Genomic DNA, 25,892 nt, shown 5'->3' on the forward strand with positions numbered 1-25,892 from the left:
GAACGCAGCGAGTCCCTTTCTCTCCTACACCTCCAGCGCCGTTCGCCGCTTCAGGCGGCTGCGTCGCCCGGTGCGCCGCGTCTTCCTGGCCGCCGCCGCGGTCGGCGGTGCGGCGCACAGCTCGAGATCGTTGGGCCCCAGGCGGCGCAGGCGGCCGGCGCGGCAAAGGCCCTCGATAGCGCGCGTCACCAGGCGTCCGCCATAGCCGCGCCGGTCCATGGCGAGCTGGATCTCAGCCATATGCAGGGCCGATCCCGGCCGGCTGCGGCGCTCATCGAACACGTCCAGGATCGCGTTCTGCACCTCCAGCAGCCGCAGCGCCACGGGCAGGGCGGTTGGCTTGGGCTTCGATGTCACTGGCCGGCCTGGAAGCGGGGAGGTGCGCTGCGTGCAGCCGTCACTGGCAGGACGGCCCGTTGCGCGTCTCGATGCAGCAGCGGTCCTTGCCCCAGCCTTCGGCGCTGGCTTGCGCGGCGAAGCCCAGGCCCAGCGTGCCGGCAACCAGCATGGCGATGACCATCCGCGGCATCTCGATATCCTTCCAGCCTTGCTGGAAAGGAAACGTCACGCCGGATGAGCGAGTTCCGCGATCGCGCGGCTGCCGGCCGCCGATGCCGGCTCACGCCCGGCGCGCGGCTGCGGCGGACAGGCGCCCGGTGTCCAGCATCCGCCGGCAGGCGTGCTTGATGTCGGCAGGCTGATATGGCTTGTCGAAGAACACGCTGCCCGCGACCCGGCGCGTAGAGCTGCTGCTGGAACGGCCCGAGGCATAGATGACGGGCATCATGCGGTCGGCCCGGCGCGCGGCCACCGCGACGTCCCAGCCGGACACGCGGCCGCCCAGGCGGATATCCGTGAACACGACGTCGATCGCGGCGTCGCGCGCCAGCGTGTCGACCGCCTGCTCGCCGCTGGGCACCGCGACGACACGCCAGCCCATGTCCTCGAAATACATGGCGACGACCTCGCGCACGGCCCATTCGTCTTCGACGATCAGTATCGTCAGTGGCAACTGTTCATCACGCATGGTGGAGCTCGTGAACGCCGGTGCTTCGAACTGCGAGGGCGCCTCCAAGGCACCCGTTCTTCGTCGCCGATGCCAACGCCGGGGGCGGACGCCAGTTGCGGCACGGCATCGCCCGGGAACCTTTCGGCCAGGATGGCGTTTTCCACTGTTTGAGGGAGGTTTCTGGGGGAGGTCCCTGGCACTCCCGGTTGGATGGCGAGGGAGCGGCGCTTGTCGTTGAGCGGGACACGCGTGTTCGTGGTCGAGGACGAGGCGCTGCTCGTCCTTGCCCTGGAGGACCTCCTGTCGGACATGGGATGCGATCTGGTCGGCCACGCGCAGCAGCTCGAGGATGCCTTGAGCAAGGCCAGCGCGCTGGATTTCGACGTCGCCATCCTGGACGTCAATCTCGGCGGCGTCCGCAGCGACCCCGTGGGCGAGGCCCTGGCGCGGCGCGGCATCCCCTTCGTGTTCGTCTCGGGGTATGGCGAGGCGGCGCTCCCCGCCGGCTTCCGGGACTGTCCGCTGGTCAACAAGCCCTATGCCGCGGCCAGCCTGCAGGCCGGGCTCCTGCAGGCCCTGGGGCGGCGCGATCCCAACGCCGCGGCATCGACGGCCGGCTCGCCATGACGGCGCGCGCGGGTGAGGCGAAGCCGGCCGGATGGCCGGCCGGCGTCCATCTGCTTGTCTTCGCCCTGCTCATCGCGGTGCCCTTGATCCTGGTCACGGGCGCGCTGCTGCTGCGCGCCATCCAGCTCGAGCGCGAGCAGATCGAGGGGCGCGTCAGCAAAGTGCTGCGGGGGATCGTCGACGAGCTCGACCGCGACATCGACCGGCAGCTCGCGGTCCTGACCACGCTGGCCACGTCGCCGACCTTGATCGCGGCCGACTGGCCGGCCTTCTATGACCAGGCCAAGGCCGGCCTGGGCGGCAGGGCCTATATCGTGCTCGTCGATCGCGACGGACGGCAGCTCGTCAACACCTACGTGCCCTACGGCCAGGCGCCGGCCATGACCGGCGACCCCGAGACCGTGGTGCGCATGCGCGCCGCGAGCGGGCCGGTGGTGTCCGATCTGTTCGTCAGCCTGGTCACGAAGCAGCCGGTCTACAACATCTCGATCCCGGTGCTGCGGGACGGCGCGCTGCGCTACATCCTCAGCATCGGCCTCACCCCGCGGGATCTGAGCGAGCTGCTTCAGAACGTCGAGCCGGGATGGACGGCGATGATCTGGGATGCCAAGGGCAGGATCCTGGCGCGCTCGCGCGACCATAGCCGCTTCGTCGGCACCATGGTGCCGCAGCATCTGCGCGAGGCGCTGCAGTCGAAGGTCCGGCGCGCGACGGATGTCGACAATGTCGGCGTCCTGGCGGCGGCCGAAACCAGCGGCCTGTCGCGCTGGCGCATCGCCGTCGGCGTTCCCGCCGGCCTGATCGATCGGCAGGTCAACGACTCGCTGCTGTTCTGGGGCGGCACGATCGTGCTGGCGGCGGCGATCATGCTGGGGCTGGCGTTCGTCTTCGGCCGCGAGATCACGCGGCCGCTGGCTGGCGCCACCGCGGCAGCCCGGGCGCTGGGGCGCCGCCAGCCGTTCGATGTCCCCGCTTCGCGTCTGCGCGAGGCCAACGCCGTGACCGCGGCATTGCGCAAGGCGGCAGGCGATCTCGATGAAAGCTCGGCTGCGCTGCGCGACAGCGAGGCCCGCCTGCGGACGGCGGCCGAGGCCGCCCGGTTCGGCCCCCATGAGTATGACGTCGCCGCCGACGTCACCATCCGCTCGCCGCAGATGCGTCGCCTGCTGGGGGCGGACGATGCGGCGCAGAAGGGCAGCTTCGAATCGGGCATCGCCTTCGTGCACCCCGACGACCGGGCGGCGGTGCGCCAGCGCAAGCAGCAGATCCTGGCCGGCACGCAGGCCGACTACGAGCTCGAATACCGCATCCAGCGGCCGGACGGCGCCGTCCGCTGGGTGATGGACCGCGGCCAGGTGAGCCGCGACAGCAATCTCAGGGCCCGCCGCGTCCTGGGCGTGCTGATCGACATCTCGCAGATGAAGGCCGCCGAGCAGCGCCAGCGCCTGCTGTTCGACGAGCTGAACCATCGCGTCAAGAACACGCTGGCCATCGTGCAGTCGCTGGCGCAGCAGACGCTGCGCGGGAACCCCGATCCGCGGGCCTTCGCGGACACCTTCGGCGATCGCCTGGCCGCGCTGGCGCGCGCCCATGATCTGCTGATGCAGGAGGCGTGGCAGGGAACACCGCTGCGGGAGATCATCGCCACCGCGCTGGCGCCCTTCATCAGCCAGGGGCGGTCGATCGACATCTCGGGCGCCGCAATCACCGTGCCGGCCGGGGTGACGATCACGCTCAGCCTAATGCTGCATGAGCTGGCCAGCAATGCCGCCAAGTTCGGCGCCCTGTCGGTTGCCGATGGCCGGCTGCTGATATCCTGGACGGTGGCCAGCGTTGCGGCAGGGGAGGCCGTCGAGCTGGCCTGGGTCGAGCGCAATGGCCCGGCCGTCGTGCCGCCGGCGCGCAAGGGGTTCGGTACCCGCCTGTTCGCGGCCGGGTCCCTGCAGATCGACGGGCGGCATGAGCTCGACTACGCGCCCGAGGGGCTGCGGTGCCGCCTGAACTTCGCCGTGCCGCGGCCGGAGGTCCGCGCGCTCCGGGCCGGCTACGTCGACCACAAGGACTGAGAGGACGCACGGTCGTGCGGACAGACGCCGGGGGCGCGCCACTCTGTGGCGCGTCAACCCTCCGGGGCAGGGCGATCGCATATGCTGCCGTTCACCCCTCGCCCCGTGGGAGCGCTTCCATATGCGATCATGCTGCCCTCAGGGGCAGGGCATTCGCATATGGGTTTTTGACTACCTTCCCCCGCTTGCGGGGGAAGGTGCCCGAAGGGCGGATGGGGGGTGTTGCAACGGCGCGGGTGCTCGATGGGATGCACCATTTGCGTTGAAGCGCCCCCCATCATCCGGCGCTTCGCGCCACCTTCCCCCGCAAGCGGGGGAAGGTAGTCGAAACCGACACTTCCGCTCATATGCGAATGCCCTGCCCTCAAGGGGGGAAGGATGAAGTCACACGCTCCGCGCCTTTCGGCATGATCTGGCGCCGGCCGGCCGCGTCACTACATAAGACAGGCAGGAAGGCCGCGGCCGGCATCCGCGGCGTCACCGCGCGAGGCGACGATGCGCGAACCGCCAAGGACCCTGGGCGATCTCTCCGACGGCGATCTCGGGTTGGCGCTGGAATGCCCCAGCTGCGGCCGCAAGACAGGGATGTTCCGCGACGCGCTGATCGCCAGGCATGGGCGCGAAGCCACGATCGAGGCCGTCGGACGGGCGGCGGTCTGCTCGCGCTGCCATCATCGCGGCGCCAAGACGCATGTCGTGCGCCCGCGATACTGGCGGCCGGCGGCATGATGCCGGCGCGCGGCGCCTCAGAACGGCACGTCGTCGGGATCGGCGCTGTCGGCGTGCGCCCACTGGCAGCGCGGGCCGTCCGATGCGGCCGCGAGCACCGGCCGCAGGGCGTCGAGGGCATGCCGGATGTCGCGGCGCTCCGCCGGGCGGTCGATGTCCAGGTCGTAGCGGCGCTGCAGGATGTCGAGCACCGACTCGAGGCGCGCCGCTTCGTCCATCTGCCAGGCCGGCGGCCTGCCGTCGATCTCAAACATCAGCTGAATGCTCATGGCTGTCTCCATCCGTCATGGCTGGCGTCAGGCGCGACGCTTTGAAGATGCCGCCGGAACAGCCCGGCGTGGAAAAGCGAGGGGAAGGCGAACACCAGGCGGTCGAACGGGCGCAGGACCAGGTAGCGGCCGCTGGCGAGCGCGTCGGCGGCGCGCTTCAACGCCGCCAGCCGCTCGGCGTCGTGGGCCACGTGGTCGGGGATGTCGACGGCAGCCTCGTACACCTCGGCCTCCCCGGTTGCGGCCACGACCGCGTCGTGCGTGATTTGCGTGATCGGCAGCGCCACGGCGCTCACCGCAGGAACGGCAGCCGCATCTGCGTATCGCCGGCCGGCGCCGCCGCGACGCCGACGATGCCGACGCGCCCGGAATCGGGGCAGACGAGGCGGTGGCAGGCCTCGATGAAGGTCGGGTTGATGCAGCCCAGCTGCGCCTCGATCTGGCGCACGCTGGCGAACCGCACCTGGTGCGAGGGCCGGCAGTGCGAGCACCACAGGTGCAGCTCCTGGCCGTCGGCATAGACGTTGCGCACCCGCAGCGGCTGTCCATGCCGGTCGCGATAAAGCGGCGAGGCGGCGCGCAGCCGCACGCGGCCGCCGGCGGCACCACCATGGCGGGGCTGTGATCGATGTGCCGTGTGAGAGCGTCGGGCATGACCAGAACATAACAGGAACAAGAAGACCTGTCGAGTCACACACCCGGTTGTGTCCGACATGAGGTCGAGGCCACAAATGATTGATCTGCCGTCTGTTTTCCGGCGCAAAGGCGGCTGTCCGGCGGTCCCTGCCGCCGGAATGTCCTGGGGCCGAGACCGCCACGCCGGCGCGGCATGTAAGCAGGTCATGCCGCCGCCGTGCCACCCGGCGCGGGCTTGCGATAAGGGGTGGCATCGCCGTGGTGTTATGCATCGCATACGACAGCGACGATGGCGGCATGCAGTCGCCGCCATAACAGAAACGTATGACGCATGACGTTTTGTAAGTTGCTCCGACCGGCCTCCGTCGCGCTTCATCCCGCAAGCGGGCAGTGGCGATCGCCCCGGCACCGCGCAGCATCACGATCCGATCTCGACGTCCGCCGCCGGTGCTCGGATCCACAGGGTTCGGTTTCTGAGAGATGAGCATTCAGATCGCCTTCGACGTAGGTGGGACGTTCACGGACTTCGCTTTCAGCCGCGAGGATCGGATTGGATCGACCTTCCTCAAGGTGCCCACGACCTATCCCAATCCCGCCGATGGCGTTCTGGCAGGCATCGCCGAGCTGCTGCGGCTCAAGCTGTTTGACATCAAGGACGCGGACGCGGCGTTCCACGCCACGACCATCGCCACCAATGCCGTCCTCGAGCGCAAGGGGGCGCGTGTCGCGCTGCTGACGACCAAGGGCTTCCGCGACATCCTGATCATCGGCCGCCAGAAGCGCCCGCAGACTTATCTGTTGAATGTCGCCAAGCCGGCGCCGCTGGTGCAGCGGCGCGCGATCATGGAGGTGGACGAGCGCACCGATCCCGACGGCGCCGTTCGCACGCCTGTCGATCCCGGCGAGATCGCGGCTATCGCCGGCGCGATCGAGGCGGGCGGCTACGAGGCGGTCGCGATCTGCTTCCTGCATTCATACGCCAACGCGGGGAACGAGCGGCTGGTCGCGCAGATCCTGGGCGAACGTCTTCCCGGCGTGCGGATCTCGCTCTCCAGCGAGATATCACCGAAGATCCGCGAGTACGAGCGCACCAGCACGACCGTCGCCGACGCTTATGTCGCGCCGGCGGTCAACAGCTACATATCTCAGCTGCGCCGGTCCCTGGTCGACCTCGGTGCCGCCGACAACCTGCAGATCATGCAATCCAATGGCGGCCTGATCTCGCAGGAGCTGGCCTGCCAGTACCCCGTCAGGATCATCGAATCGGGTCCGGCCGCCGGCGTGCTGATGTGCGCCGCTATCGGCCGCGCTGAAGGCGTCGGCAAGCTGCTGACGTTCGACATGGGCGGGACGACCGCGAAGCTGGGAGCAATCGATGACGGCGAGCCCGCCATTGTCGCCGGCTTCGAGGTCGACGTCGTCGACTACAAGAAGGGCAGCGGCCTGCCGCTCAATATCTCGAGCATCGAGCTTGTCGAGATCGGCGCCGGCGGTGGCAGCATCGCCTCTGCCGAGATGAACCTTCTCACCGTCGGTCCCCGCAGCGCCGCGTCGCGGCCCGGTCCGGCCTGCTACGGCAAGGGGGGCACCTTGCCGACCGTCACCGACGCCAACCTCGTGCTCGGCTATATCGGCAGCGAAGGCTTCAACGGCGGCGCGATGAGGCTCGACCGCGATGCGGCCAGAGCCGCAATCGATACCGTCGCCAGGCCTCTGGGCCTGTCCATCGAGCAGGCGGCCTGGGGCATCCATGCGCTGTCGACGAACAACATGGAACGCGCCTTGCGCATCGTCTCGATCGAGCGCGGCCGTGACCCTCGGGACTACACCCTTGTCGCGTTCGGCGGCGCCGGACCGCTGCACGCGGCGCGCCTCGCGCGGCAGGCAGCGGTGCGGCGGATGCTGGTGCCGTTTGGCGCCGGCGTCGGCTCGGCGATGGGGCTGCTGGCCGCCGTCCCCAAGCTGGATGCCCTGGTTACCCGCATCCTGCCGCTGGCGCTGGAATCGGCCAGCGAGATCGACGTGATCTACACGGCCCTGGCCGCCAGGCTGGCCGAGGATGCGGCTCGCCTGGGGGCGAAGGGCGCCGCCAGGCTGAGCCGTATCGCCTATATGCGCTATCAAGGGCAGGGCTTCGAGATCAAGGTGGGCCTGGATGACGGGCCGATCGATGAGAGCTTCATCCGCGCCGCGCAGGCCCGCTTCGCCGATGCCTATCGCCGTATCTACGGTGGCACCGTGCCCGACTCGCGTGTCGAGGTCACGGACTGGCAGCTCATCTGGCAGGTCGAGGATGGTCGTGGACGGCGTGCGGAGCCGGCGCTGATTCGCCACGACGCAGCGCTGCCGTCGCATCGCGATGTCTATTTTCCGGAGCTCGGCGGCTACGTGAAATGCCCGCTGCACTGGCGCTCGAGCCTGTCTTCGGGCACCTGGATCGACGGTCCGGCGATCATTGTCGAGAACGAGACCTCGACGGTGCTGCTGCCCGGCGACCGGGCCGAGATCACGGCGCAGGCCAACATCCACGTCCACATCGGCAAGGACGGGGCCTAGGCCACGGCGCGTTGACCGATCCGGCGCATCTGTGCCGACAAGTCCAATTCCTCACAGAGAAGTAGACCATCATGCGAACGACATTGCTCGCGGCCGCCGCGCTGGCGCTGGCTGCCCTGATCAACCCGCCCCAGGGTGCCGCCGCCGACCTGAAGCTGGGCGTCATCGCGCCGTTGTCGGGCGGTGGGACCGATTGGGGAATCGGAACACAGCGTGGCGTCGAGCTGGCCGTCGACGAGATCAACGCCGCCGGTGGGCTGCGCGTCGGCAGCGAGACCTACCGCGTCTCGACGGTCACCTACGACGACCAGTACAGTGGCCAGGGTGGAACGACCGCGGCAACCAGGCTGATCGAGGGCGACGGGGTCAAGTTCATCTTCGGACCGCTGGGCTCGACGCCGGTGCTCGCGGCGCAGGCGGTGGCGGCGCCCGGCAAGGCCGTCATTCTGTCCAGCGGCTATTCCCCCCGCATCCTGACCCCGCAAGGGCGGCACAATTTCCGCGTCACCCTGGCGACGCCGGAATTCGCTCCGGCCTTCATCGGCTGGCTGCGCCGCACGAATGCCCAGGCCAAGCGTGTCGGCATCATCAGCCCCAACGATGCCACGGGGCAAAGCGTGGTGCCGATTCTGGTCGACGCCTACAAGAAGGCCGGCTTCGAGGTCGTGCTCGATGAGAAGGTCGAGCGCGGCACCTCGGATTTCACGCCCCTCGTCACGCGGATGATCGCGCAGCGTATCGAGGTCATCGAGCTTGATTCGAGCACGCCCGGCGATGCGGGCCTGATCGTCAAGCAGGCCAGGCAGCTGGGATACCGCGGCATGATCATGCAGACCGGCGGGCCGGCCATCGACGAGGTCGTCAACATCGCGGGCGGGCTGGCCGAAGGCTACACGACGATGGAGTGGTTCGATGCCGGCAGCCCCGAAGCGGCGCCCCTCGTCGCGGCCTACCGCGCCAAGTACGGCAAGGCGCCGATGAATGCCTTCGTGCCGATCATGTACAACGCCGCCAAGCTGCTGTTCGAAGCCGTCAAGCGAGCCGGCTCCACCGACGTGACGGCGGTCTCGGCCGAGCTCGAGAAGCTGGAGGGGCATCCCTCGCTGTTCGGGGCCGTCCGCTGGGGCGGTCAGGAGCGCTATGGGATCAACCATCAGCTCATGACCGACTTCTTCATCGCGCAGGTAAAGCAAGGCAAGCCGACGGTCATCGACCGGGTACGGCCCTGAGATCGCCCGAAGGGCACGACGAGGCCGGCTGTGTTCACGTTCGCCATCCTGTCCCAGATCGCGTTGAACGGCATCACGCTCAGCGCGATCTACATCCTCGTGGCTTTGGGGTTCACGCTCATCTTCGGGGTGATGCGGATCGTGAACTTCGCGCACGGCGAGTTTGCCATGCTGGGCGGCTTCGCGCTGTCCTTCTTCTACGTGTCGCTGGGGCTGCACTTCCTGGTGGCGCTGCCGATCGCCGCGGTGGCGGTCGGCGCCTTCTCGCTGGTGCTGGAGCGCGTCGTCTACCGGCGCTTCTATCAGCGCGAGATGCCGGGAATGATCGCATCCCTGGGCGTCTCGATCGCGCTGATGTATGGCGGCGTCGCCCTATGGGGCACGCACCAGCGCTCCATTCCGAGCGCGTTCTCCGCCGTCTATACGATCGGTCCCATCTTCGTGACGGCCGAGCGTGTCGTCGTCATCGGCGTCTGCCTGGTAAGCCTCGCCCTGTTCTATCTCGTGCTGCGGTTCACGCGCATCGGCCTTGCCATGCGCGTGGTCGCTGAAGACCGGATCACGGCCGAAGCCCAGGGCATCGACACGGTGGCCACCTATCGCTTTGCCTTCTTCATCTCGACGGCGATGGCGGCTCTGGCCGGCGGGCTGATCGGCCAGCTGTTCTCCCTGTCGCCGTTCATGGGGCTGATGCCGCTCGTGAAGGCGTTCATCGTCGTGATCCTCGGCGGCCTGGGCGGAATCCTTGGCGCCGCCATCGGCGGGCTCGTGCTCGGCCTGGGCGAAAGCTTCGTCAGCACGTTCTACGGCGCGTCGGCGGCACAGTTCATCTCGTTCGGCCTGATCATCGCCATCCTGCTGTTCCGGCCCCAGGGCCTGGTCGGACGGAAGGAAGGGTGAGATGGCGCTGCTGCTCGACTCCGATGATGCCCCGTCCGCGCGCTGGCGGCCGCTGGCGCGGTGGGCGGCGTGGGCCGCGGCCGCGGCCGCGCTGCTCGCCTTTCCGCTGGCCGCCGGCGGCTTCCTGACGCACACCGCGACATTGGTCCTGCTGACCGTCATCGGCGCCGCGGGCTTCCACCTGATCCTGCGCGTCGGCCTGGTGTCGCTGGGCCATGCGGCCTTCGCCGGCATCGGCGGCTACACGTCCGTCATCCTGATGATGACGTTCGGGCTGCCGTGGATCGTCTGCTTCGTCGCCGGCGGCGTGAGCGCGGCGGCGCTGGCGCTGCTGGTCGGCCCGATCGTGCTGAGGCTGAAGGGCGTCTACTTCGTCCTCATCACCTTCACCTTCGGCGAGATCCTGCGGCTCATCTTCAACGACTGGCAAAGCATGACCGGCGGCGCCAACGGCATCAGCCATATTCCGCCGCCATGGCCGGCCCTCATGGACACCAGGGCCTACTACTACCTGGCTCTCTTCGCCGCCGGCGCGGCGATCCTGTTCTGCGCCCGCCTGCTTGCAAGCGATTTCGGCCGCAAGATGGACGCGATCCGCGAGAGCGAGAGCCTGGCCGAGGCCAACGGCATCCCCGTCTTCGCCGTCAAGGTCATCGTCTTCGCCATCGGCTGCACGCTTGCCGGCCTGCAGGGCAGCCTACAGGCCCACTTCATCCGGCTGATCTCGCCGCTGGCCTACAGCTTCCAGGAATCCCTCAATTTCCTGGTCATGAACGTCGTGGGGGGCAGCAACTCCCTGGTCGGGCCGATTGTCGGCACCGTGTTCCTGGTCGCCCTGCCGGAGTTCCTGCGCGGCTGGGTCGAGTACCAGTTCATCATCTATGGCGTCATCCTCGTCGTCGTCATGGCGGCGCTGCCCGGCGGGCTCGTCGAGCTGTGGCAGCGCGCTTGCCGGTGGATCACGTCGCTGTCGACGCGGAGCGGCCGATGAGCGTTCTGCTGGCCGTGCAAGGGCTTGGAAAGTCGTTCCGCGGGCTTCGCGCCGTCAACGACGTCTCCTTCGACATACGCGAGCGCGAGATCGTCGGTCTGATCGGCCCCAACGGGGCTGGCAAGACCACGGCCATCAACCTGATCAGCGGCGCCATCAGGCCCACGAGCGGCGTCGTGCGCTTCAGGGGCGCCGACGTGACCGGCATGCCGGCCCACAGGCTGGCCCGCCTCGGGCTCATCCGGACGTTCCAGGCCACCAACGTCTATGCCGGCAAGACCGTCTTTGAGAACGTCTATGTCGGCACGTTCTCGTCGCGTCCGTCCGGATTCTGGCCGTCGCTGCTGCTGACGGCAGCCTTCCGTCGCGAGCGCGAGCAGACCCGCTCGCGCATCGAGGCGCTGCTCGAGGATCTCGGCTTGAGGGACCTGGCCGACACGCCGGCCGCCGACCTTCCTTACGGCTACCAGAAGATGCTCGGCCTCGCGACGGCGCTCGCCGGCAAGCCGAAATTGATCATGCTCGACGAGCCGGCCGCCGGCCTGAGCGCGGAGGAGGCGGACCTGATCTCGGTGCTGATCGGCCGCGTCCGCGACCAGGGCGTGAGCGTGCTGGTCGTCGATCACAACATGAGGTTCATGGCCAAGATCTGCAACAGGATGGTGGTGCTGCATCACGGCATGGAGCTGACCTCGGGGCCGACGGCCGATGTCGTGCGCGATCCCCGGGTCCTGGAAGCCTATCTCGGAACGGAGCACTCAGTTGCTTGATTTCAACGGAGTCTCCATCAGCTACGGCGCCGTGCGCGCCGTGTCCGAGCTGTCCTTCGCGATCGAGCCTGGCGAGACGGTGGCGCTGATCGGCGCCAACGGCGCCGGCAAGAGCAGCATCCTCAAGGCGATCATGGGCATCGCGCCCATCCGGCATGGTTCGATCGTGTTCGAGAACGGCAAGCTCGACGGCCTGCGCACGTTCCAGGTCGTGCGGCGCGGCATCGGCTACTCGCCGGAAGGGCGGCGGGTGTTCGCCGCCACCAGCGTCATCGAGAACCTGCATGCCGGCGGGCACATCCTGCCCAGGCCGCAGGTGCCGGCGCGCCTGGCGCAGGTGCTCGATTACTTCCCGCGGCTGCGCGAGCGCGCCCACCAGGCCTCCGGCAGCCTCAGCGGCGGCGAGCAGCAGATGCTGGCCATCGGCCGGGCCCTGATGTCGCGTCCGCGGCTGCTGCTGCTCGACGAGCCGACACTGGGCCTGGCGCCGGTGATGGTCCAGCACATCGGCGAGGTGATCCGCACCGTCCAGGCTGCGGAGGGCTTCGCCGTCCTCGTCGCCGAGCAGAATGCCGTGTGGGCCCTCAAGCTCGCCGGCCGCGGCATCGTGCTCGAGGTCGGCCATAAGAAATTCCAGGGTCGCTCGCAAGAGCTGGCCCAGGATCCGGTCGTCAGAGCCGCTTATCTGGGAACCGACTGATGAAGAAGTCCGACAAGGCAAACGTCCCGACGCGGTTGTTCAGCCCCGTCGCCCTGCGCGGCATCTCCGCCCGCAACCGCGTCGTCGTCTCGCCGATGTGCCAGTACCGGTCCGTCGACGGCTCACCGACGGACTGGCACCTGGTGAACAGTGGTCGCTATGCGATCGGTGGCGCCGGCATCGTCTTCTACGAGGAGACGGCGGTGGAGGCGAGGGGCCGCAAATCCTATGGCTGCGCGTCCATCGAGCGCGACGGGCAGATCCCGGCATATCGGCGCATCACCGACTTCATCCGGGCGATGGGGGCGGTGCCGGCCATTCAGCTCGGACACTCCGGCGCCAAAGGCTCGGTCAAGGGAGCGATGGACGAGTGGACGCCGCTGACCGCCGGCGACGCCGCCGCGGGCCTGGCGCCATGGCAGACGATCTCGGCATCCGCGCATCCTTTCGGCACCGGACGGCCGCCGTCGACGGCGATGGACCAGGGCGAGATCGACCGCGTCGTCGCGGCCTTCGCCGCGGCGGCGGCGCGCAGCCATGCGGCCGGCTTCGATATTTGCGAGATCCACGGCGCCCACGGCTATCTCATCCACCAGTTCCTGTCGCCGGTCACCAACACGCGAGCCGACCGGTACGGCGCCGACCGGGCAGGCCGGATGCGCTTTGCGCTCGAGGTGACAGAGGCGGTGCGGGCGGCGTGGCCCGCCCACAAGCCGCTCTTCTTCAGGGTGTCGGCCCGTGACGGCCGTGGCGGCCTATGGGACATCGACGACAGCGTGGCCTTGGCCGGCGCGCTGAAGGAGCGGGGCGTGGACGTCGTGGACTGCTCGTCGGGCGGCATCACCGGCACGTCGAGCATGCCGGTGGTGCCGCGTGTGCCGGGCTACCAGGTCGAGTTCGCGCGGCGCATCAAGCAGGCGGCAGGCGTGCCGACCATGGCGGTCGGCCTGATCACCGAGCCGGCGCAGGCCGAGGCGATCCTGCAGGCCGGCGATGCCGACCTCATCGCCCTGGCCCGCGAGCTGATGTTCAACGCCGATTGGCCGGTCCACGCTGCCAAGGCGCTCGGCCACGGGGCGTATCTGAGCCTCCTGCCGCCCGATTTCGCGTTCAGGCTCCATCGACGCGACGAGGTCGGCCGGCTACCGTTCAATCAGGTCGGGGCATCGCTTGCCCATGCCGACGCGCTGGTCGAGTCCACATGACCGCCCCGCGCCGCGTCGCCAGAGAGCACATCGCCAGAGAGGATGTCACATGACCGCCAGCGGCACGATCGCGACCCCGAAAGTCGACGCCGTGACGATCTCCGTCATCGCCAACGGCCTTGTCGCGATCGCGGAAGAGATGGGCACGGCCCTGCGCAACTCGGCCTACTCGTCGGCCGTTCGCGAGGGTGACGATTTTTCCACCGGCTTGTTCGACGCCCGCGGGCGTCTGATCGCGCAAGGGAACTTCACGCCGGGCCACCTGGGCGCGATGCCTTACGTGCTGCAGCACGTGCTGGCGTACTATCCTCCCGAGAAGCTTCGCAAGGACGACGCCATCTTCCTGAACGATGCCGGGCTGGGGTCGGGGCATTTTCCCGACTGCTATCTGGTGTCCCCCGTGCATGAGGGCGAGGTGCTGATCGGCTTCGTCGCGAGCATCGCTCACCATGTCGATGTCGGTGGCGCTGCTCCCGGATCGCAGCTCGTTCAAGGGGTGACCGAAGCCTTTCAGGAAGGTATTCGCGTTCTTCCCGTCCGGGCGGTACGCGACGATGCCTTCGACGAGGAGTTCCTGCGGCTGTTCCTCGGCAATGTGCGTCTGCCGGAGATCGTGCGCGGCGATCTGCATGCGCAGAAGAGCGCCAACCACATCGGCAAGGTGCAGCTCAGGCAGATGTACCGGCATGTCGGCGCCGCGACGCTGGCGGCGGCCATCGAGGAGCTTCTCGAGCGTTCCGAGAGGTTCGCGCGCGATGAGCTGAGGAAGCTGCCGGCCGGCTGCTATCGCTTCACCGACCACTTCGACGACGCCGGCCCGGGCACCGAGCCGATCCGGGTGTCGGTCGCGGTCACGGTGGGCGACGGCGACATCGAGTTCGATTTTTCCGACAGCAGCGACCAGGTGGGTGCGGCGATCAACGCCTACCTGAACTATACGCGCGCCTACTCCTTCTTCGCGGTCAAGGTCTTCACCAATCCCAACCTGCCGCAGAACGATGGCGCGATCCGGGCGGTGAAGGTGACGTCGCGCCCCGGATCATTCTTCAACGCGACGTTCCCGGCGCCCAGCGGCGGGCGTGCGACCATCCAGGTGAGGATCTTCGAGGCCATCAACGGCGCGCTGGCCCAGGCCGTGCCCGAACGGGCCATCGCGGCCTTCTCGCATTGGAGCAATCCCAATATCGGCGGCATCGACGATCGGACCGGCAAGCCGTTCATCTACTATGACCTGATCATGGGCGGCTACGGCGGAACCCATCATGGCGATGGCGCCGAAGCGGTCGCTGCCGTGATGAACTGCGCCAACATCCCGGTGGAGATGCATGAGATCACGACGCCCGTGCGGGTCCACCGCCTTGAGCTCATCGCCGATTCGGGCGGGCCGGGCGAGTTCCGCGGCGGCTGCGGCCTGCGCAAGGACGTCGAGCTGCTGGCCTCGGCCGCGCGGGTGTCGCTGCTCAGCGATCGGCACAAGTTCCAACCCTACGGACTCGAGGGGGGCGGATCGGGGCGGCTCGGCGAAACCGTGCTGATCCGCGACGGTCAGGAGATCGCCCTCGGCTCCAAGGAAGTGCACGCTCTGAAGCGCGGCGACATCATGAGCTTCCGCCTATCCGGCGCCGGCGGCTTCGGCGACCCGCAGAAGCGCTCGCTCGATGCGATCCGGCGGGACGTGGCGGAGGGCTACGTCACCGTCGAGGCGGTGCGGCACCACTATCCCCAGGCAGCGCGCAGCGCTCGTCCCGATCGCTCGTGATCTTCAAGCCTGCCGCGGCGTGGCTCCGGCGCGATCGCCGGGCCGGCTGGCGGGCATCAGCCTTTTCTGGAGAGGACCATACGACATGACGAGGGCATCGGGCGCGGCAGCGGCGCCGAGCGAAGCACAGGTGGCGCGCCGCGCCGCGACGGACCGCGGCGAGACCTACTTCCACCCCAACCTCATCCCCACGCACAAGCGCCTGCCGATCGCGTTCACCCATGGGCAGGGCGTTTGGCTCTACGACGAGAAGGGCCGGAAATATATCGATCTGCTGGCCGGCATCGCCGTCGACAGCCTCGGCCACGCGCATCCGCGCCTTGCCGGCGCGATCGCCGATCAGGCCCACAAGCTGATCCATGTCTCGAACAACTTCCATATCGCCATCCAGGAGCGGCTGGCGGAGCAGCTCGCCCGCCTGTCGCGAATGGACAAGGTGTTCTTCGCCAACTCGGGCGCCGAAGCCAACGAGGCGGCCATCAAGCTGGCCCGGCTCCATGGGCACAGGAAGGGCATCGACCGCCCCCGTATCGTCGTCATGGAGAAGGCGTTCCACGGCCGCACGCTGGCGACGTTGTGGGCGGGCGGCAACACCAAGATCCAGGCTGGCTTCGGGCCGCCGGTGGACGGCTTCGTCCGCGTGCCGCTCGGCGACGTCGCGGCGATCGAGCGGGCGCTTGCCGAAGATCCCGGCATCGTGGCTGTCCTGCTCGAGGTGGTCCAGGGTGAGGGGGGCGTCAATCTCCTCGCCCCGCGCGTGATGAAGGAGATCGAGGCGCTGTGCGCGGCCAACGGTCTGCTGCTCATGCTCGACGAGGTGCAGACCGGCATCGGCCGGACGGGACGCTTCCTTGCGTTCCAGCATGCCGATGTCGCGCCCGACGTCGTGACCTTGGCGAAAGGGCTGGGTGGCGGTGTGCCCATCGGCGCTTGCCTCGTCGCCGCGAAGGCCGTGGACCTTTTCGGCGTCGGCGCGCACGGCTCGACGTTCGGCGGCAATCCCTTGGCCTGCGCCGCTGCGACAGCCGTGCTCGACGTGATCGAGGAGGACGACCTGTGCGGCAATGCGCGGGTGGTCGGCCAATACATGGCTGAGCGGCTGCGCGAGCGCCTTGCGGGGCCGGGCGTGGCCGAGGTGCGCGGGCTGGGCCTGCTCATCGGCATCGAGCTTGAGCAGCCGTGCCCGGACCTCATGCGGCATGCGCTCGATGCTGGTGTCGTGCTCAGCGTCACGGCCGATAAGGTCGTCAGGCTCGTGCCGCCGCTGACGATCACCCGGGACGAGGCCGACTACGCCATGGATAGGCTCGTGCCGGTCATCAAGAGCGCTGCGCGCACCTCGTAGATGCATCTGGCGCCGTCGCCCCGAGCGTGGCTCCGTGGAAGATCCGCCGCCGCGCTCGGGATGACGGCCGTGGCTCGCTCAACCTGACGGACGCGCCTTGCCCGGAGGGGCGATCGGGTCCGTCTGCTGCGCGACCTCGGCACGAAGCCACGCCATGAAGGACCGCAGCCCGCGGTTCTGCGGTCGATCGGCAGGCCAAAGCGCATAGTAGGCGAGATTGCGGGCGATCGGGGTGAAGAGCGCCATGAGCTGGCCGCGGGCGAGCTCCGACTGCAGCAGGCGCGGCTGGCCGATCGCAATGCCGAGGCCCTCGATCGCGGCCTGATAGGTCAGGACGGAGCTCGGGAATGTCATGGCCTTTTCCGAGATGACATCGGGCCGGTTGACCGCCAGCAGCCAGTCCGGCCAGTCACGCATGCGATATTGCGAATGCAGCAGCTTGTGCGCCGCGATGTCGTCGATCGTCTTCAATGCGACGGACCCGCGCAGCAGGGCAGGGCTGCACACCGGCTGGATGACGTCGGGAAAGAGACGCTCCGACACCACGCCGCGGTCCGCGGTCGATCCGAGCTGGATCGCCACGTCCACGCGGTCGCGCGAGAAGTCGACCGGCGCGACCGCGCTGACGAGCCGGATCGTGATCCTGGGATAGCTCTTGTGGAAGGTGCCCAGCCGCGGAATGAGCCATTTCACCGCGAAGGTGGGATAGATCTTCACGCGCAACGGCAGCATCAGCTCGCGCGCGCGCAGATCGGATGTGGCTGATGCGATGGCCTGCAGCGCCGGCGCGATCCGGGCATAGTATTCGCTGCCCTCCGGCGTGAGGTTCGTGACGTTGCGGTCGCGGCTGAAGAGACGAACGTTCAGGAAGTTCTCGAGTGTCGCGATCTGCCGGCTGACGGCAGGCTGCGTGACGTTGAGCTCGTCCGCAGCTTTCGTGAAGCTTCCCAGCCTTGCCGCAATCTCAAAAACGCGCAGCGGATTCAGAGGCGTGCCGTCGTATGCCACGATACAGACCAACTCATGCATAAACGTCATGCCCTATAACCAAACGGCAGTTGTCTGTCGAGGACGTCGGATCGACTAAGGGGCAACGACGTCTCGCCGAGGGCAATCATGAATTTCGAGTTGAGTGATGAGCAGCGTCTGTTCGCAGACAATGTGAGGCGCTTCGCGCTTGGCGAGCTGGCGGACGGCGCCTTGAGGAGAGCGCACGAGCCGGCGTTTCCCTTCGACGTCGCGCGCCTGATGGCGAAGCAGGGGCTGCTGGGCATCACGCTGCCCGAGGCGGACGGCGGGCAGGGCGGGACGCTGATGGACGCGGTCATCGCCATCGAGCAGGTCGCGCTCGTCTGCCCGCGCAGCGCCGACGTGATCCAGGCCGGTAATTTCGGCCCGCTGCGCACATTCGCCGAGTTCGCCAGCAGCGAGCAGAAATCGCGATGGCTGGGCGACCTGCTTGCCGGAAAGATCGCGATCAGTCTTGCCATGACGGAGCCGGAAGCCGGGTCGGCGGTGACCGACCTGCGCACGACGGCGACGGCGGACGGCGACGGCTACCTGATCAACGGCACGAAGGTGTTCGCGACGCACAGTCCCGATGCGGCGCTGTTTCTGGTCTATGTCCGCTTCGGACCGGACGTGCGCAATATCGGATCTGTCATCGTCGAGCGTGGAACACCCGGCCTCGAGGTCGGCAGGCCGTCGCCGCTGCTGGGCGGCGAGCACTGGTGCCAGCTGTACTTCGAGGGCTGCCGCATTCCCGCCGGCAACGTGCTGCTCGGTCCGGGCGGCTTCAAGAAGCAGATGTCGGGCTTCAATGTCGAGCGCATCGGCAATTCGGCCCGGTCGCTGTCCCTGGGCAGGCATGCCTACGAGCTCGCGCGCGAGCACGCGTCGCACCGGCGACAGTTCGGGCGCGCCTTGTGCGAGTTCCAGGGGCTGCAATGGAGCTTCGCCGACATGGCGATCAAGCTGGCATCGGCGCAGCTGCTTCTCTACCGCGCCGCGACCAACGCCGATCGCGGGCTGCCGTCGGCGTTCGAAACCGCGCTGGCCAAGGCGGCCTGCAACCGGGCCGGCTTCGAGGTGTCCGATGCCGCGCTCCAGGTCATGGGCGGCCTGGGCTACAGCCAGGAGCACCTGGTCGAGTATTGCTTCCGGCGCACGCGCGGCTGGATGATCGCGGGCGGCTCGACCGAGATCCTCAAGACGCGCATTGCCGAGGCCATCTTCGATCGGCGCTTCCCGCAACGGGCGCCGAAGGCGCAAGCGGCCGAGTGACGACATGTCGAGCGACCACGCGTTGGGACGCGCCCTGCTGGCCCCGCAGCGTATCGCGATCGTCGGGGCATCCGATGACCCGGGCAAGACATCGTCGCGGCCGTTGAGCTATCTGCGCCGCAGCGGCTACGCGGGAACCGTCTACCCGGTCAACGCCAGGCGGCAGACGGTGCTGGGGGAGCCGTGCTGGCCCAGCCTCGCCGCCTTGCCGGAGCGCCCGGACCACGCGTTCATCGTTGCGCCCACGGACACCGTGGCCGGCACGGTCGAGGAATGCGGGCGCCTGGGGATCAAGGTCGCCACGGTGCTGGCGGACGGATTTTCCGAGGCCGGCCCGCAAGGGCGGGAGCGGCAGGAAAGGCTGCTGCGGGCCGCACGGCAATCGGGCGTGCGACTTCTGGGGCCGAGCAGCCTGGGCATGGTGAACAACGCCGATCGCGTGATCCTCACCGCGAACGCCGCATTCGCCGAGCCGGACCTGCCGGTCGGCGGCACTTTTGCCGCATCCCAGAGCGGCAGCCTGATTGGCGCTCTGGTCTCGCGCGGGCGCGCGCGTGGTGTCGGCTTCCACGGGCTCGTATCCGTCGGCAACGAAGCCGACCTCGGCATCGGCGAGATCTGCGCGCTGACCCTCGACGATCCCAGGGTCACGAGCTACCTGCTGTTCCTCGAAGGCATCCGCCACGGTGCACAGCTGGCGGCGTTCGCGCGCGCGGCGGCGGCGCGTGCCAAGCCCATCATCGCCTACATGCTGGGCCGCTCGGCCGAGGCGCGCGAGCTTGCCGTCACGCACACCGGCGCGCTCGCCACGGAGGCCGATCTCGCGGATGCATTTCTGGCCGCCAACGGCATTGCCCGGGTCGGGAGCTTCGATGCCCTCCTGGAAGGCGTTCTCGTCCTGCCGCGCCTGCCCATCCGGCGGCGGGGCCAGCGCCGGCCCCAGGTCGGCGTGGTCACCACCACGGGAGGCGGCGCGGCCATGGTGGTCGACCAGCTGGCGCTGCGCGGGATTGCGACCGTGGCGCCGATGCCCCAGACCGTGGCGCGGCTTGCCGAGCGAGGCGTTCGTGTCGAGCCAAGCCGCATCGTCGACCTCACGCTGGGCGGCACGCGCTATGCCGTGATGAAGGCAGCGCTCGATGTGCTGTCGTCGGCGCCGGAGTTCGATCTCGTCGTGGCCGTTGTCGGTTCCTCGGCGCGCTTTCAGCCGGACCTGGCGGTGAAGCCCATCATCGACAGCGCCGGCGCGCCCACGCCGATCGTGGCCTTCATCGTTCCCGAGGCGCCGGCGGCGCTCGAGCAATTGTCCCGGGGTGGCGTGCCGAGCTTCCGCACCCCCGAGGCCTGCGCCGATGCGATTGCCGCGGCCTGGAGCCGCCGCGACCCACCCGTTCGCGCGCCACGTGCAGAGGCGGCCAGCGCAGCGCGCCGTACCCTGGACGAGCTGGAATCCTATCGTCTTCTCGATCGGCTGGGCATCGCGCGCGCGCCAGGGCAGGTCCTGGGACCCGCCGATGCGATCGACGGTATCGCCTATCCCGTGGTCGCCAAGATCCTGTCTGCCGATGTGCCGCACAAGAGCGATGCCGGCGGCGTGGAGGTCGGCATCGCCGATGCCGACGCCCTGACCGCGGCGATGCAGCGGATCCGCGCTTGCGTCGCATCACACGTGCCCGGCGCCGACGTCAGCCGCATCCTGGTTCAGCCCCATGTCGCGGCGGTCGGCGAAGCGCTGGTCGGCTACCGCGTCGACCCGCTCGTCGGTCCGATCGTCATGGTGGCGGCCGGCGGCGTGCGTGCCGAGCTTTATCGCGATCGCAGCGTGCGGCTCGCGCCGGTCGATCTCGACGGCGCGCGCGAGATGATCGCCGAGGTGACGGGCCTTGCTGCTCTCGACGGCTATAGAGGCTCGACGCCGGGCGATCTCGAGGCGCTGGCGCGCGCGATCGTGACCCTGTCGACCCTTGCCGACATGGACGAGCCGGCGGTGCTCGAAGCGGAGATCAATCCGCTTCTCGTCAAGGCAAGAGGCGAAGGCGTCGTCGCCGTCGACGCCTTGGTGGTCATCGCGGCGCAGCCGTAGCGGCCGGCCGCCGCGACGACGGAGCAGGGACGACAATGCAGGCAGTCAAGCAATCCGCGGCCGCGCCAGCGGGGCCGACCGAAGCACTGGTGCGCTGGGCGCGTGCGGTGCGTTTTGACGATCTCGACCCGCAGGTGCGGCATGCCGCCGTGCGGCATGCCATCGACACGATCGGCGTCATCGCCGCAGGCAGCCAGAGCAGCCTGACGTGCCAGGTCGGGGCGCTGATGCGGGAAGAGGCGGGCGGCGTCCCGGTCCCGGGCTTCGGCAAGCGCCTGGACCCGCTCGATGCGTGCTACCTCGCAGGCTGCGCCGCGCATGGGCTGGAGCTCGACGACGGCTACCGCCAGGGCTCGATCCACCCTGGCGTCGCCGTCCTGCCGCCGGCCATTGCGGCTTGCGGCGGCAGCCGTATTCATGGCCGGCAATTCCTGCGCGCGGTGGTCGTCGGCTACGAAGCCATCACGTCCATCGCCCGCGTCTCGCATCCTGATCTGCGCCAGCGGGGCTTCCATCCCACCGGCGTAGTCGGCGTGCTGGGGGCGGCGCTCACGGCCGCGACGCTTTGGGACCTCGAGCCGGACGAGACGGTGAAGGCGCTGGGCATCGCCGCCAGCAGCGCTGCCGGCCTGTTCGCATTCGTGGCCGGCGGCGCCGACGTCAAGCGGCTGCATGCCGCGCACGCCGCCCGCGAGGGGGGCTGGGCGGCCATGCTGGCGCGGCAAGGCGTGTCGGGGCCGCCGGCGGTCATCGAAGGACCGGACGGATTCCTGCAGGCGTTTCCGGGCCGGCCCGATGCGGCCGCCGGGCTGACCTTTGCCGCGGACGGCGCGTTCGGGATCACCGACTGCTACGTCAAGCCGCATCCCTGCTGCCGGCATCTGCAGCCGGCGCTTGAGGCGTTGATCGAGCTGGTCGAGCGTCATGCGATCGCAGCCGAGGACGTCGAGCGCATCGATGTGGAAACCTACTCGATCGCGGCCAGCCACGCCGGCACGCCGTGGCACGACATGGCCAGCGCGCAGCTCAGCTTTCCCTTCATCCTGCTGCTGGGTCTGCGCTATCGCGACGTATCCCTGCGCCACTTCGAGCCCGGCATCCTGGCCGATGCGGCCTTTGCCCGGCTGGCCGGACTCGTCCACATCACGTCCAGCCCGCAAATGGACGGGCTCTATCCGCAGCAGCGCCCAGCCCGTGTCACCATCCGCGCGAAGGGCATGAGCGTCGAGATGTTCAAGCCGGAAGCCCTGGGCTCGCGACAGCTCCCGCTGAGCGATACGGGGCTTTCGGAAAAGTTCCTCGGCCTCGTCGCGCCCGTATGCGGCGACGCCGTCGCGCGCCAGGTCCTGGACGAGCTGTGGCATCTGCCGGCCGCACCGGATGTCGGTGCCATCCTTCGCCGCCTGGCCCCGCGCTAGCCGCGGCCAGGCCTGCTTCTCGGGAGCCCTCATGACATATCGCGACACGAGCCTGCATGTGGCAGGGCAATGGCGGGCCGGCGCCGGGGCCGAGACCCTCGACGTGCTGAACCCCGCGACCGGCGAGCCGATCGGCACGGTCGCGGTCGCGGCCGAGGCGGATTTGCAGGCAGCCGCCGAGGCGGCGGCGCGGGGCTTCGATGCCTGGCGCGCCGTCAGCGCCTACGAGCGCAGCAAGGTGATGCGCCAGGCCGCTGGCATCCTGCGCGGCAAGGCCGACGATATCGCCCGTACGATGACGCTGGAGCAGGGCAAGCCGCTGGTGGAGGCAAGGACGGAAGCCGCCAACGCAGCGGACCTGATCGAATGGTTCGCAGAGGAGGGGCGTCGCGCCTATGGCCGGTTGATTCCGGCGCGCAGCGATGCCGTGCAGCAGGCTGTCGTCAAGGAGCCTGTCGGGCCTGTGGTTGCGTTCACGCCCTGGAACTTTCCGCTCAGCCAGTCGGTGCGGAAGCTCGCGGCGGCGCTGTGCACCGGCTGCTCGGTGATCCTGAAGGGACCCGAGGAGACGCCGGCAAGCTGCGCGGCGCTGATCGGCGTCTTCCTCGAGGCCGGCGTGCCGGGGGACGTGCTCAACCTGGTCTTCGGCCGGCCGGCGGAGATTTCCCGGTTTCTGATCGCGCATCCGCTGGTGCGCAAGGTGTCGTTCACGGGCTCGACGGCGGTCGGCCGCCAGATCGCGTCGCTGGCCGGGCTGCACATGAAGCGCATCACGCTGGAGCTGGGCGGCCATGCGCCGGTCATCCTCTTCGCGGACGCGGACATGACGCAGGCGGCGCGCGTGCTGCCAGCCCAGAAGTTTCGCAACGCCGGGCAGGTATGCGTCTCGCCGACCCGGTTCCTCGTGCACGAGAGCCTGTTCGAGCCCTTCGTGGCTGCCATGGCCGGCCACGCGCGCGCCTTGAAGGTTGGCGATGGCCTTGCCCCGGCGACAAGCATGGGGCCGCTTGCCCACGCCCGCCGGCTGGATGCCATGGAGGCGCTGGTCGCCGATGCGGTCGGCAAGGGGGCGTCCCTGATCACCGGCGGCAAGCGCCTGGGCAACCGCGGCTTCTTCTTCGAGCCGACGGTCCTGGCCGACCTGCCCATGACGGCGCGGATCATGAACGAGGAGCCGTTCGGCCCGGTCGCGGTGATCCAGCGGTTCTCCCAGCCCGAGGAGGCGATCGCGGAGGCCAACCGCTTGCCGTTCGGCCTCGCGGCCTATGCCTACACCCGTTCGTCCGCGAACGCGGCGCTGGTCGCGCGCAAGATCCAGAGTGGGATGATCTCCATCAACCATCACGGGCTTGGCCTGCCCGAGACCCCCTTCGGCGGCGTGAAGGATTCGGGCTACGGCAGCGAAGGGGGAAGCGAGGCGCTGGATGGCTATCTGGCCACCAAGCTCGTCTCCCACGCCGCGTAGGCCGCAACGGCGCTCGGCGCGCCCTTGCGGGATCGTCGGCGAGGATTCGTCCTCGAGCAGCACGGCCAGCAGACCTGTCCGAGGCTTCTCCGGCGGCCTGCGAGAAGTGCTCAGGCAGGCGAGGCGTAGGCCTTCACGACCTCGGCGTGGGCCCACTTGGCCGCCTCGTCGGCCGGCATGCCCTGGATCGCCTTGGCGTACATGTCGACGATGATGTACTTGGTCACCACCTCGGCGGCCTTGCGGTTGGGCGGCCCGGCATAGCCTGCGAGCCGGCCGAACGGCGGTATGTCGCGGAACGGCCGCAGCACCGGATCGGCGTCCCACACCGCGTGCTTCTCCCATTCCTTGGTGGCGCCGTCGCTGTAGCCCTGCTGCGAGGTGAACCACGCATCATAGGCCGGCTTCGAATGCACCCAGCGCAGGAACGTCTTGGCCGCCGCCTGGTTCTTGGAATAGCCCATCAGCATGTCGGTGAACGGGGTCGGCAGGTTGAACTGGCCGCCGGCGCCCTTGGGGATGCGCGCGTGCAGGATGTCCTGCACCATCGGCGTGCCCTTCTCGGTCAGGTACGTCGTGGGCTTGCGCTTGGCTTCGATGTAGATCGAGGCGCCGTTGTTGGTGGCGCTGACCGTGCCGGACAGGAAGGCGCGGTTGTTGTTGGTGTCGTCCCAGGCGAGCCCGCCTTCGTCGCAGGCCTCCTTCCAGAGGGCGACGGCGAACTTGATCGACTCGACCGTCTCCTTGCTGTCGAGCACCACGGTCCTGCCGTCGGCCTCGACCTCCTTGCCGCCCCATGACCAGAGATAGGGGTACCACCAGGCCGGCGCGTCGCCGAACGTGTGCCCGGCGGTCTGGCCGATCGGCTGGCCCTTGGCCTTCAGCTTCCTGCCGGCATCGCGAAAGGCATCCCAGGTCTCGGGGAAGGTGTTGTGCCCGACCGCCTCGAACCACGATTTGCGGTAGGCGATCAGCCCGCCGCCGACCGTCCACGGCACGCCGATCCACTTGCTGCCGACCGTGGCGACGAGGCGGGAGACGTCGTAGTAGCCGCCCTGGGCCTTGCCGATCTCCTCGGCCACGTCGCTGCTGTCGGCCAGGCTCTCGGCATAGAGCTGCGGCCAGTTGCCGATGGCCATGATGATGTCGGGGCCGGATCCGGACTGGATTGCCGCGGTGATGCGCGACTGCAGGTCGTTGGCGTTGATGGACTCGAGCTTGAGCGTGATGCCGGTTGCCTTCTTGCATTCCTGCGTGATCTGGCCCTTGAGCAGCACGTCGGAGGCGGGCACGAAATCGGCCCAGCGCAGCCAGTGGACGGTTGTCTCCTGCGCCAGCGCCGGGGCACGGCCGCTGGCCAGGACGGCGGCGAGGCCGCCGCTTTGCGCCGCGACCGCGCCGGTCCCGGACAGCTTGAGAAATCTACGTCGCGCGATGCGAGCCATGATTTCCTCCCGTCGATTGTGATGCGCTGTGCTGATGCGCCGTTGGCCGCGCGCCGGCGTGCCGCGGCGTCATCTGACAACTCGAACGAACAGAACCACGCGTTGCTGTCGTCCTGGGCGGAGCGAAGGCTCTGGGGCGGCCGCTCCGCGCTGAGCGCTACCGTCGCTGCGGCCGGAGCGTCCGGCCGGGCGGGGGGCACTGAGGACAACGCTGCCGAAGACTACGCCCATTCGGCCCGCGCCGCAGCCCCGGCCTGAGGGGCTGCCGCCTATGGCGCGACGCTGCGCGGCCACGCTTCCCGTCATCCCGAGCGCCCCTTCGACAAGCTCAGGAGAGGGGGCGCTCGGGATGACGGCAGGGCGGTCGTATCAGCCATCCGCGATTCCAGGTGCTGGGCTGTCGCCCG

24 protein-coding genes are annotated in these 25,892 nt (G+C 68.9%); 16 read left to right on the forward strand and 8 right to left on the reverse strand.

What is annotated here, in order from left to right; translation table 11 throughout:
- Positions 1-24: 24 nt before the first annotated feature.
- From FHP25_RS33800 to FHP25_RS33805, 3 genes are all read right to left on the reverse strand, one after another.
- The gene (locus FHP25_RS33800; RefSeq protein WP_147851406.1) at positions 25-357 is read right to left on the reverse strand and encodes a hypothetical protein; all 333 of its coding nucleotides are present in this window, start codon (positions 355-357) and stop codon (positions 25-27) included.
- A 40-nt stretch (positions 358-397) separates the two neighbouring features.
- Positions 398-529: a hypothetical protein gene (locus tag FHP25_RS42340; RefSeq protein WP_269434421.1), complete on the reverse strand. Its 132-nt coding sequence runs from the start codon at positions 527-529 to the stop codon at positions 398-400.
- 90 nt (positions 530-619) lie between these two features.
- Positions 620-1,075, reverse strand: coding sequence for a response regulator (locus FHP25_RS33805; protein ID WP_147851407.1), 456 nt, complete (start codon positions 1,073-1,075; stop codon positions 620-622).
- 162 nt (positions 1,076-1,237) lie between these two features.
- Here FHP25_RS33805 and FHP25_RS33810 point away from each other — a divergent pair, with 162 nt between their 5' ends.
- The 3 genes from FHP25_RS33810 (at position 1,238) to FHP25_RS33820 (ending at position 4,431) form a co-directional block, all read left to right on the forward strand.
- A complete protein-coding gene (locus tag FHP25_RS33810) occupies positions 1,238-1,636 on the forward strand; it encodes a response regulator (protein ID WP_218578804.1) in 399 nt (132 codons plus the stop codon).
- Positions 1,633-3,702 carry a sensor histidine kinase gene (locus FHP25_RS33815; RefSeq protein WP_147851409.1) on the forward strand — a complete coding sequence of 690 codons (2,070 nt, stop codon included), beginning with the start codon at positions 1,633-1,635 and terminating at the stop codon, positions 3,700-3,702. Before FHP25_RS33810 ends, FHP25_RS33815 begins: the two co-directional genes overlap by 4 nt.
- A gap of 495 nt (positions 3,703-4,197) precedes the next feature.
- Positions 4,198-4,431, forward strand: coding sequence for a hypothetical protein (locus tag FHP25_RS33820; RefSeq protein ID WP_147851410.1), 234 nt, complete (start codon positions 4,198-4,200; stop codon positions 4,429-4,431).
- Between the two features lie 17 nt (positions 4,432-4,448).
- Here FHP25_RS33820 and FHP25_RS33825 read toward each other — a convergent pair whose 3' ends face one another.
- From FHP25_RS33825 to FHP25_RS33835, 3 genes are read right to left on the reverse strand one after another with little or no spacing between them, the layout of a single operon-like run.
- Positions 4,449-4,700, reverse strand: coding sequence for a hypothetical protein (locus FHP25_RS33825; RefSeq protein ID WP_147851411.1), 252 nt, complete (start codon positions 4,698-4,700; stop codon positions 4,449-4,451).
- Complete coding sequence (locus FHP25_RS33830; RefSeq protein WP_147851412.1) at positions 4,697-4,987, reverse strand: hypothetical protein; 291 nt, start codon at positions 4,985-4,987, stop codon at positions 4,697-4,699. The genes FHP25_RS33825 and FHP25_RS33830 overlap by 4 nt, the downstream gene beginning before the upstream one ends.
- Before the next feature lie 5 nt (positions 4,988-4,992).
- Positions 4,993-5,289 carry a hypothetical protein gene (locus tag FHP25_RS33835; protein ID WP_147851413.1) on the reverse strand — a complete coding sequence of 99 codons (297 nt, stop codon included), beginning with the start codon at positions 5,287-5,289 and terminating at the stop codon, positions 4,993-4,995.
- Positions 5,290-5,816: 527 nt separating this feature from the next.
- Here FHP25_RS33835 and FHP25_RS33840 point away from each other — a divergent pair.
- The 9 genes from FHP25_RS33840 (at position 5,817) to FHP25_RS33880 (ending at position 16,791) form a co-directional block, all read left to right on the forward strand.
- Positions 5,817-7,892, forward strand: a complete 2,076-nt coding sequence (locus FHP25_RS33840) for a hydantoinase/oxoprolinase family protein (RefSeq protein ID WP_147851414.1) — start codon at positions 5,817-5,819, stop codon at positions 7,890-7,892.
- Positions 7,893-7,963: 71 nt separating this feature from the next.
- On the forward strand, positions 7,964-9,121 hold the full coding sequence (locus tag FHP25_RS33845) for an ABC transporter substrate-binding protein (protein WP_147851415.1): 1,158 nt from the start codon (positions 7,964-7,966) through the stop codon (positions 9,119-9,121).
- A gap of 30 nt (positions 9,122-9,151) precedes the next feature.
- Positions 9,152-10,021 carry a branched-chain amino acid ABC transporter permease gene (locus tag FHP25_RS33850; RefSeq protein ID WP_147851416.1) on the forward strand — a complete coding sequence of 290 codons (870 nt, stop codon included), beginning with the start codon at positions 9,152-9,154 and terminating at the stop codon, positions 10,019-10,021.
- A gap of 1 nt (position 10,022) precedes the next feature.
- Positions 10,023-11,012 (forward strand): branched-chain amino acid ABC transporter permease, encoded by a 990-nt coding sequence (locus FHP25_RS33855; RefSeq protein WP_147851417.1) that lies wholly within the window; start codon positions 10,023-10,025, stop codon positions 11,010-11,012.
- The gene (locus tag FHP25_RS33860; RefSeq protein WP_147851418.1) at positions 11,009-11,782 is read left to right on the forward strand and encodes an ABC transporter ATP-binding protein; all 774 of its coding nucleotides are present in this window, start codon (positions 11,009-11,011) and stop codon (positions 11,780-11,782) included. The genes FHP25_RS33855 and FHP25_RS33860 overlap by 4 nt, the downstream gene beginning before the upstream one ends.
- Positions 11,775-12,482 carry an ABC transporter ATP-binding protein gene (locus FHP25_RS33865; RefSeq protein ID WP_218578806.1) on the forward strand — a complete coding sequence of 236 codons (708 nt, stop codon included), beginning with the start codon at positions 11,775-11,777 and terminating at the stop codon, positions 12,480-12,482. The genes FHP25_RS33860 and FHP25_RS33865 overlap by 8 nt, the downstream gene beginning before the upstream one ends.
- Positions 12,482-13,687 carry an NADH:flavin oxidoreductase/NADH oxidase gene (locus FHP25_RS33870; RefSeq protein WP_147851420.1) on the forward strand — a complete coding sequence of 402 codons (1,206 nt, stop codon included), beginning with the start codon at positions 12,482-12,484 and terminating at the stop codon, positions 13,685-13,687. Before FHP25_RS33865 ends, FHP25_RS33870 begins: the two co-directional genes overlap by 1 nt.
- A gap of 49 nt (positions 13,688-13,736) precedes the next feature.
- Positions 13,737-15,446, forward strand: a complete 1,710-nt coding sequence (locus FHP25_RS33875) for a hydantoinase B/oxoprolinase family protein (protein ID WP_178133984.1) — start codon at positions 13,737-13,739, stop codon at positions 15,444-15,446.
- Positions 15,447-15,531: 85 nt separating this feature from the next.
- Positions 15,532-16,791 (forward strand): aspartate aminotransferase family protein, encoded by a 1,260-nt coding sequence (locus tag FHP25_RS33880; RefSeq protein ID WP_147851422.1) that lies wholly within the window; start codon positions 15,532-15,534, stop codon positions 16,789-16,791.
- 78 nt (positions 16,792-16,869) lie between these two features.
- Here FHP25_RS33880 and FHP25_RS33885 read toward each other — a convergent pair whose 3' ends face one another.
- Positions 16,870-17,829 (reverse strand): LysR substrate-binding domain-containing protein, encoded by a 960-nt coding sequence (locus FHP25_RS33885; RefSeq protein ID WP_147851423.1) that lies wholly within the window; start codon positions 17,827-17,829, stop codon positions 16,870-16,872.
- A gap of 78 nt (positions 17,830-17,907) precedes the next feature.
- Between FHP25_RS33885 and FHP25_RS33890 the strand changes: the two genes are divergently transcribed.
- From FHP25_RS33890 to FHP25_RS33905, 4 genes are read left to right on the forward strand one after another with little or no spacing between them, the layout of a single operon-like run.
- Complete coding sequence (locus tag FHP25_RS33890; RefSeq protein ID WP_147851424.1) at positions 17,908-19,074, forward strand: acyl-CoA dehydrogenase family protein; 1,167 nt, start codon at positions 17,908-17,910, stop codon at positions 19,072-19,074.
- A 4-nt stretch (positions 19,075-19,078) separates the two neighbouring features.
- Positions 19,079-21,157 carry an acetate--CoA ligase family protein gene (locus tag FHP25_RS33895; protein WP_147851425.1) on the forward strand — a complete coding sequence of 693 codons (2,079 nt, stop codon included), beginning with the start codon at positions 19,079-19,081 and terminating at the stop codon, positions 21,155-21,157.
- A 35-nt stretch (positions 21,158-21,192) separates the two neighbouring features.
- On the forward strand, positions 21,193-22,575 hold the full coding sequence (locus FHP25_RS33900; protein WP_147851426.1) for an MmgE/PrpD family protein: 1,383 nt from the start codon (positions 21,193-21,195) through the stop codon (positions 22,573-22,575).
- Between the two features lie 31 nt (positions 22,576-22,606).
- Positions 22,607-24,040: an NAD-dependent succinate-semialdehyde dehydrogenase gene (locus FHP25_RS33905; protein ID WP_147851427.1), complete on the forward strand. Its 1,434-nt coding sequence runs from the start codon at positions 22,607-22,609 to the stop codon at positions 24,038-24,040.
- Between the two features lie 110 nt (positions 24,041-24,150).
- On the opposite strand, the gene FHP25_RS33910 is transcribed toward FHP25_RS33905, so the two are convergent.
- Positions 24,151-25,485 (reverse strand): ABC transporter substrate-binding protein, encoded by a 1,335-nt coding sequence (locus tag FHP25_RS33910; protein WP_147851428.1) that lies wholly within the window; start codon positions 25,483-25,485, stop codon positions 24,151-24,153.
- Between the last annotated feature and the right edge of the window lie 407 nt (positions 25,486-25,892).

The organism is Vineibacter terrae (genome assembly GCF_008039615.1).
In the GTDB taxonomy this organism is placed as follows: domain Bacteria; phylum Pseudomonadota; class Alphaproteobacteria; order Reyranellales; family Reyranellaceae; genus Vineibacter; species Vineibacter terrae.

Coding starts and splice junctions, on each gene's coding strand:
- FHP25_RS42340 (WP_269434421.1), bottom strand. CDS start 529: ATGCCGCGGATGGTCATCGCCATGCTGGTTGCCGGCACGCTGGGCCTG.
- FHP25_RS33815 (WP_147851409.1), top strand. CDS start 1,633: ATGACGGCGCGCGCGGGTGAGGCGAAGCCGGCCGGATGGCCGGCCGGC.
- FHP25_RS33820 (WP_147851410.1), top strand. CDS start 4,198: ATGCGCGAACCGCCAAGGACCCTGGGCGATCTCTCCGACGGCGATCTC.
- FHP25_RS33825 (WP_147851411.1), bottom strand. CDS start 4,700: ATGAGCATTCAGCTGATGTTTGAGATCGACGGCAGGCCGCCGGCCTGG.
- FHP25_RS33840 (WP_147851414.1), top strand. CDS start 5,817: ATGAGCATTCAGATCGCCTTCGACGTAGGTGGGACGTTCACGGACTTC.
- FHP25_RS33845 (WP_147851415.1), top strand. CDS start 7,964: ATGCGAACGACATTGCTCGCGGCCGCCGCGCTGGCGCTGGCTGCCCTG.
- FHP25_RS33855 (WP_147851417.1), top strand. CDS start 10,023: ATGGCGCTGCTGCTCGACTCCGATGATGCCCCGTCCGCGCGCTGGCGG.
- FHP25_RS33860 (WP_147851418.1), top strand. CDS start 11,009: ATGAGCGTTCTGCTGGCCGTGCAAGGGCTTGGAAAGTCGTTCCGCGGG.
- FHP25_RS33870 (WP_147851420.1), top strand. CDS start 12,482: ATGAAGAAGTCCGACAAGGCAAACGTCCCGACGCGGTTGTTCAGCCCC.
- FHP25_RS33875 (WP_178133984.1), top strand. CDS start 13,737: ATGACCGCCAGCGGCACGATCGCGACCCCGAAAGTCGACGCCGTGACG.
- FHP25_RS33880 (WP_147851422.1), top strand. CDS start 15,532: ATGACGAGGGCATCGGGCGCGGCAGCGGCGCCGAGCGAAGCACAGGTG.
- FHP25_RS33885 (WP_147851423.1), bottom strand. CDS start 17,829: ATGACGTTTATGCATGAGTTGGTCTGTATCGTGGCATACGACGGCACG.
- FHP25_RS33890 (WP_147851424.1), top strand. CDS start 17,908: ATGAATTTCGAGTTGAGTGATGAGCAGCGTCTGTTCGCAGACAATGTG.
- FHP25_RS33895 (WP_147851425.1), top strand. CDS start 19,079: ATGTCGAGCGACCACGCGTTGGGACGCGCCCTGCTGGCCCCGCAGCGT.
- FHP25_RS33900 (WP_147851426.1), top strand. CDS start 21,193: ATGCAGGCAGTCAAGCAATCCGCGGCCGCGCCAGCGGGGCCGACCGAA.
- FHP25_RS33905 (WP_147851427.1), top strand. CDS start 22,607: ATGACATATCGCGACACGAGCCTGCATGTGGCAGGGCAATGGCGGGCC.
- FHP25_RS33910 (WP_147851428.1), bottom strand. CDS start 25,485: ATGGCTCGCATCGCGCGACGTAGATTTCTCAAGCTGTCCGGGACCGGC.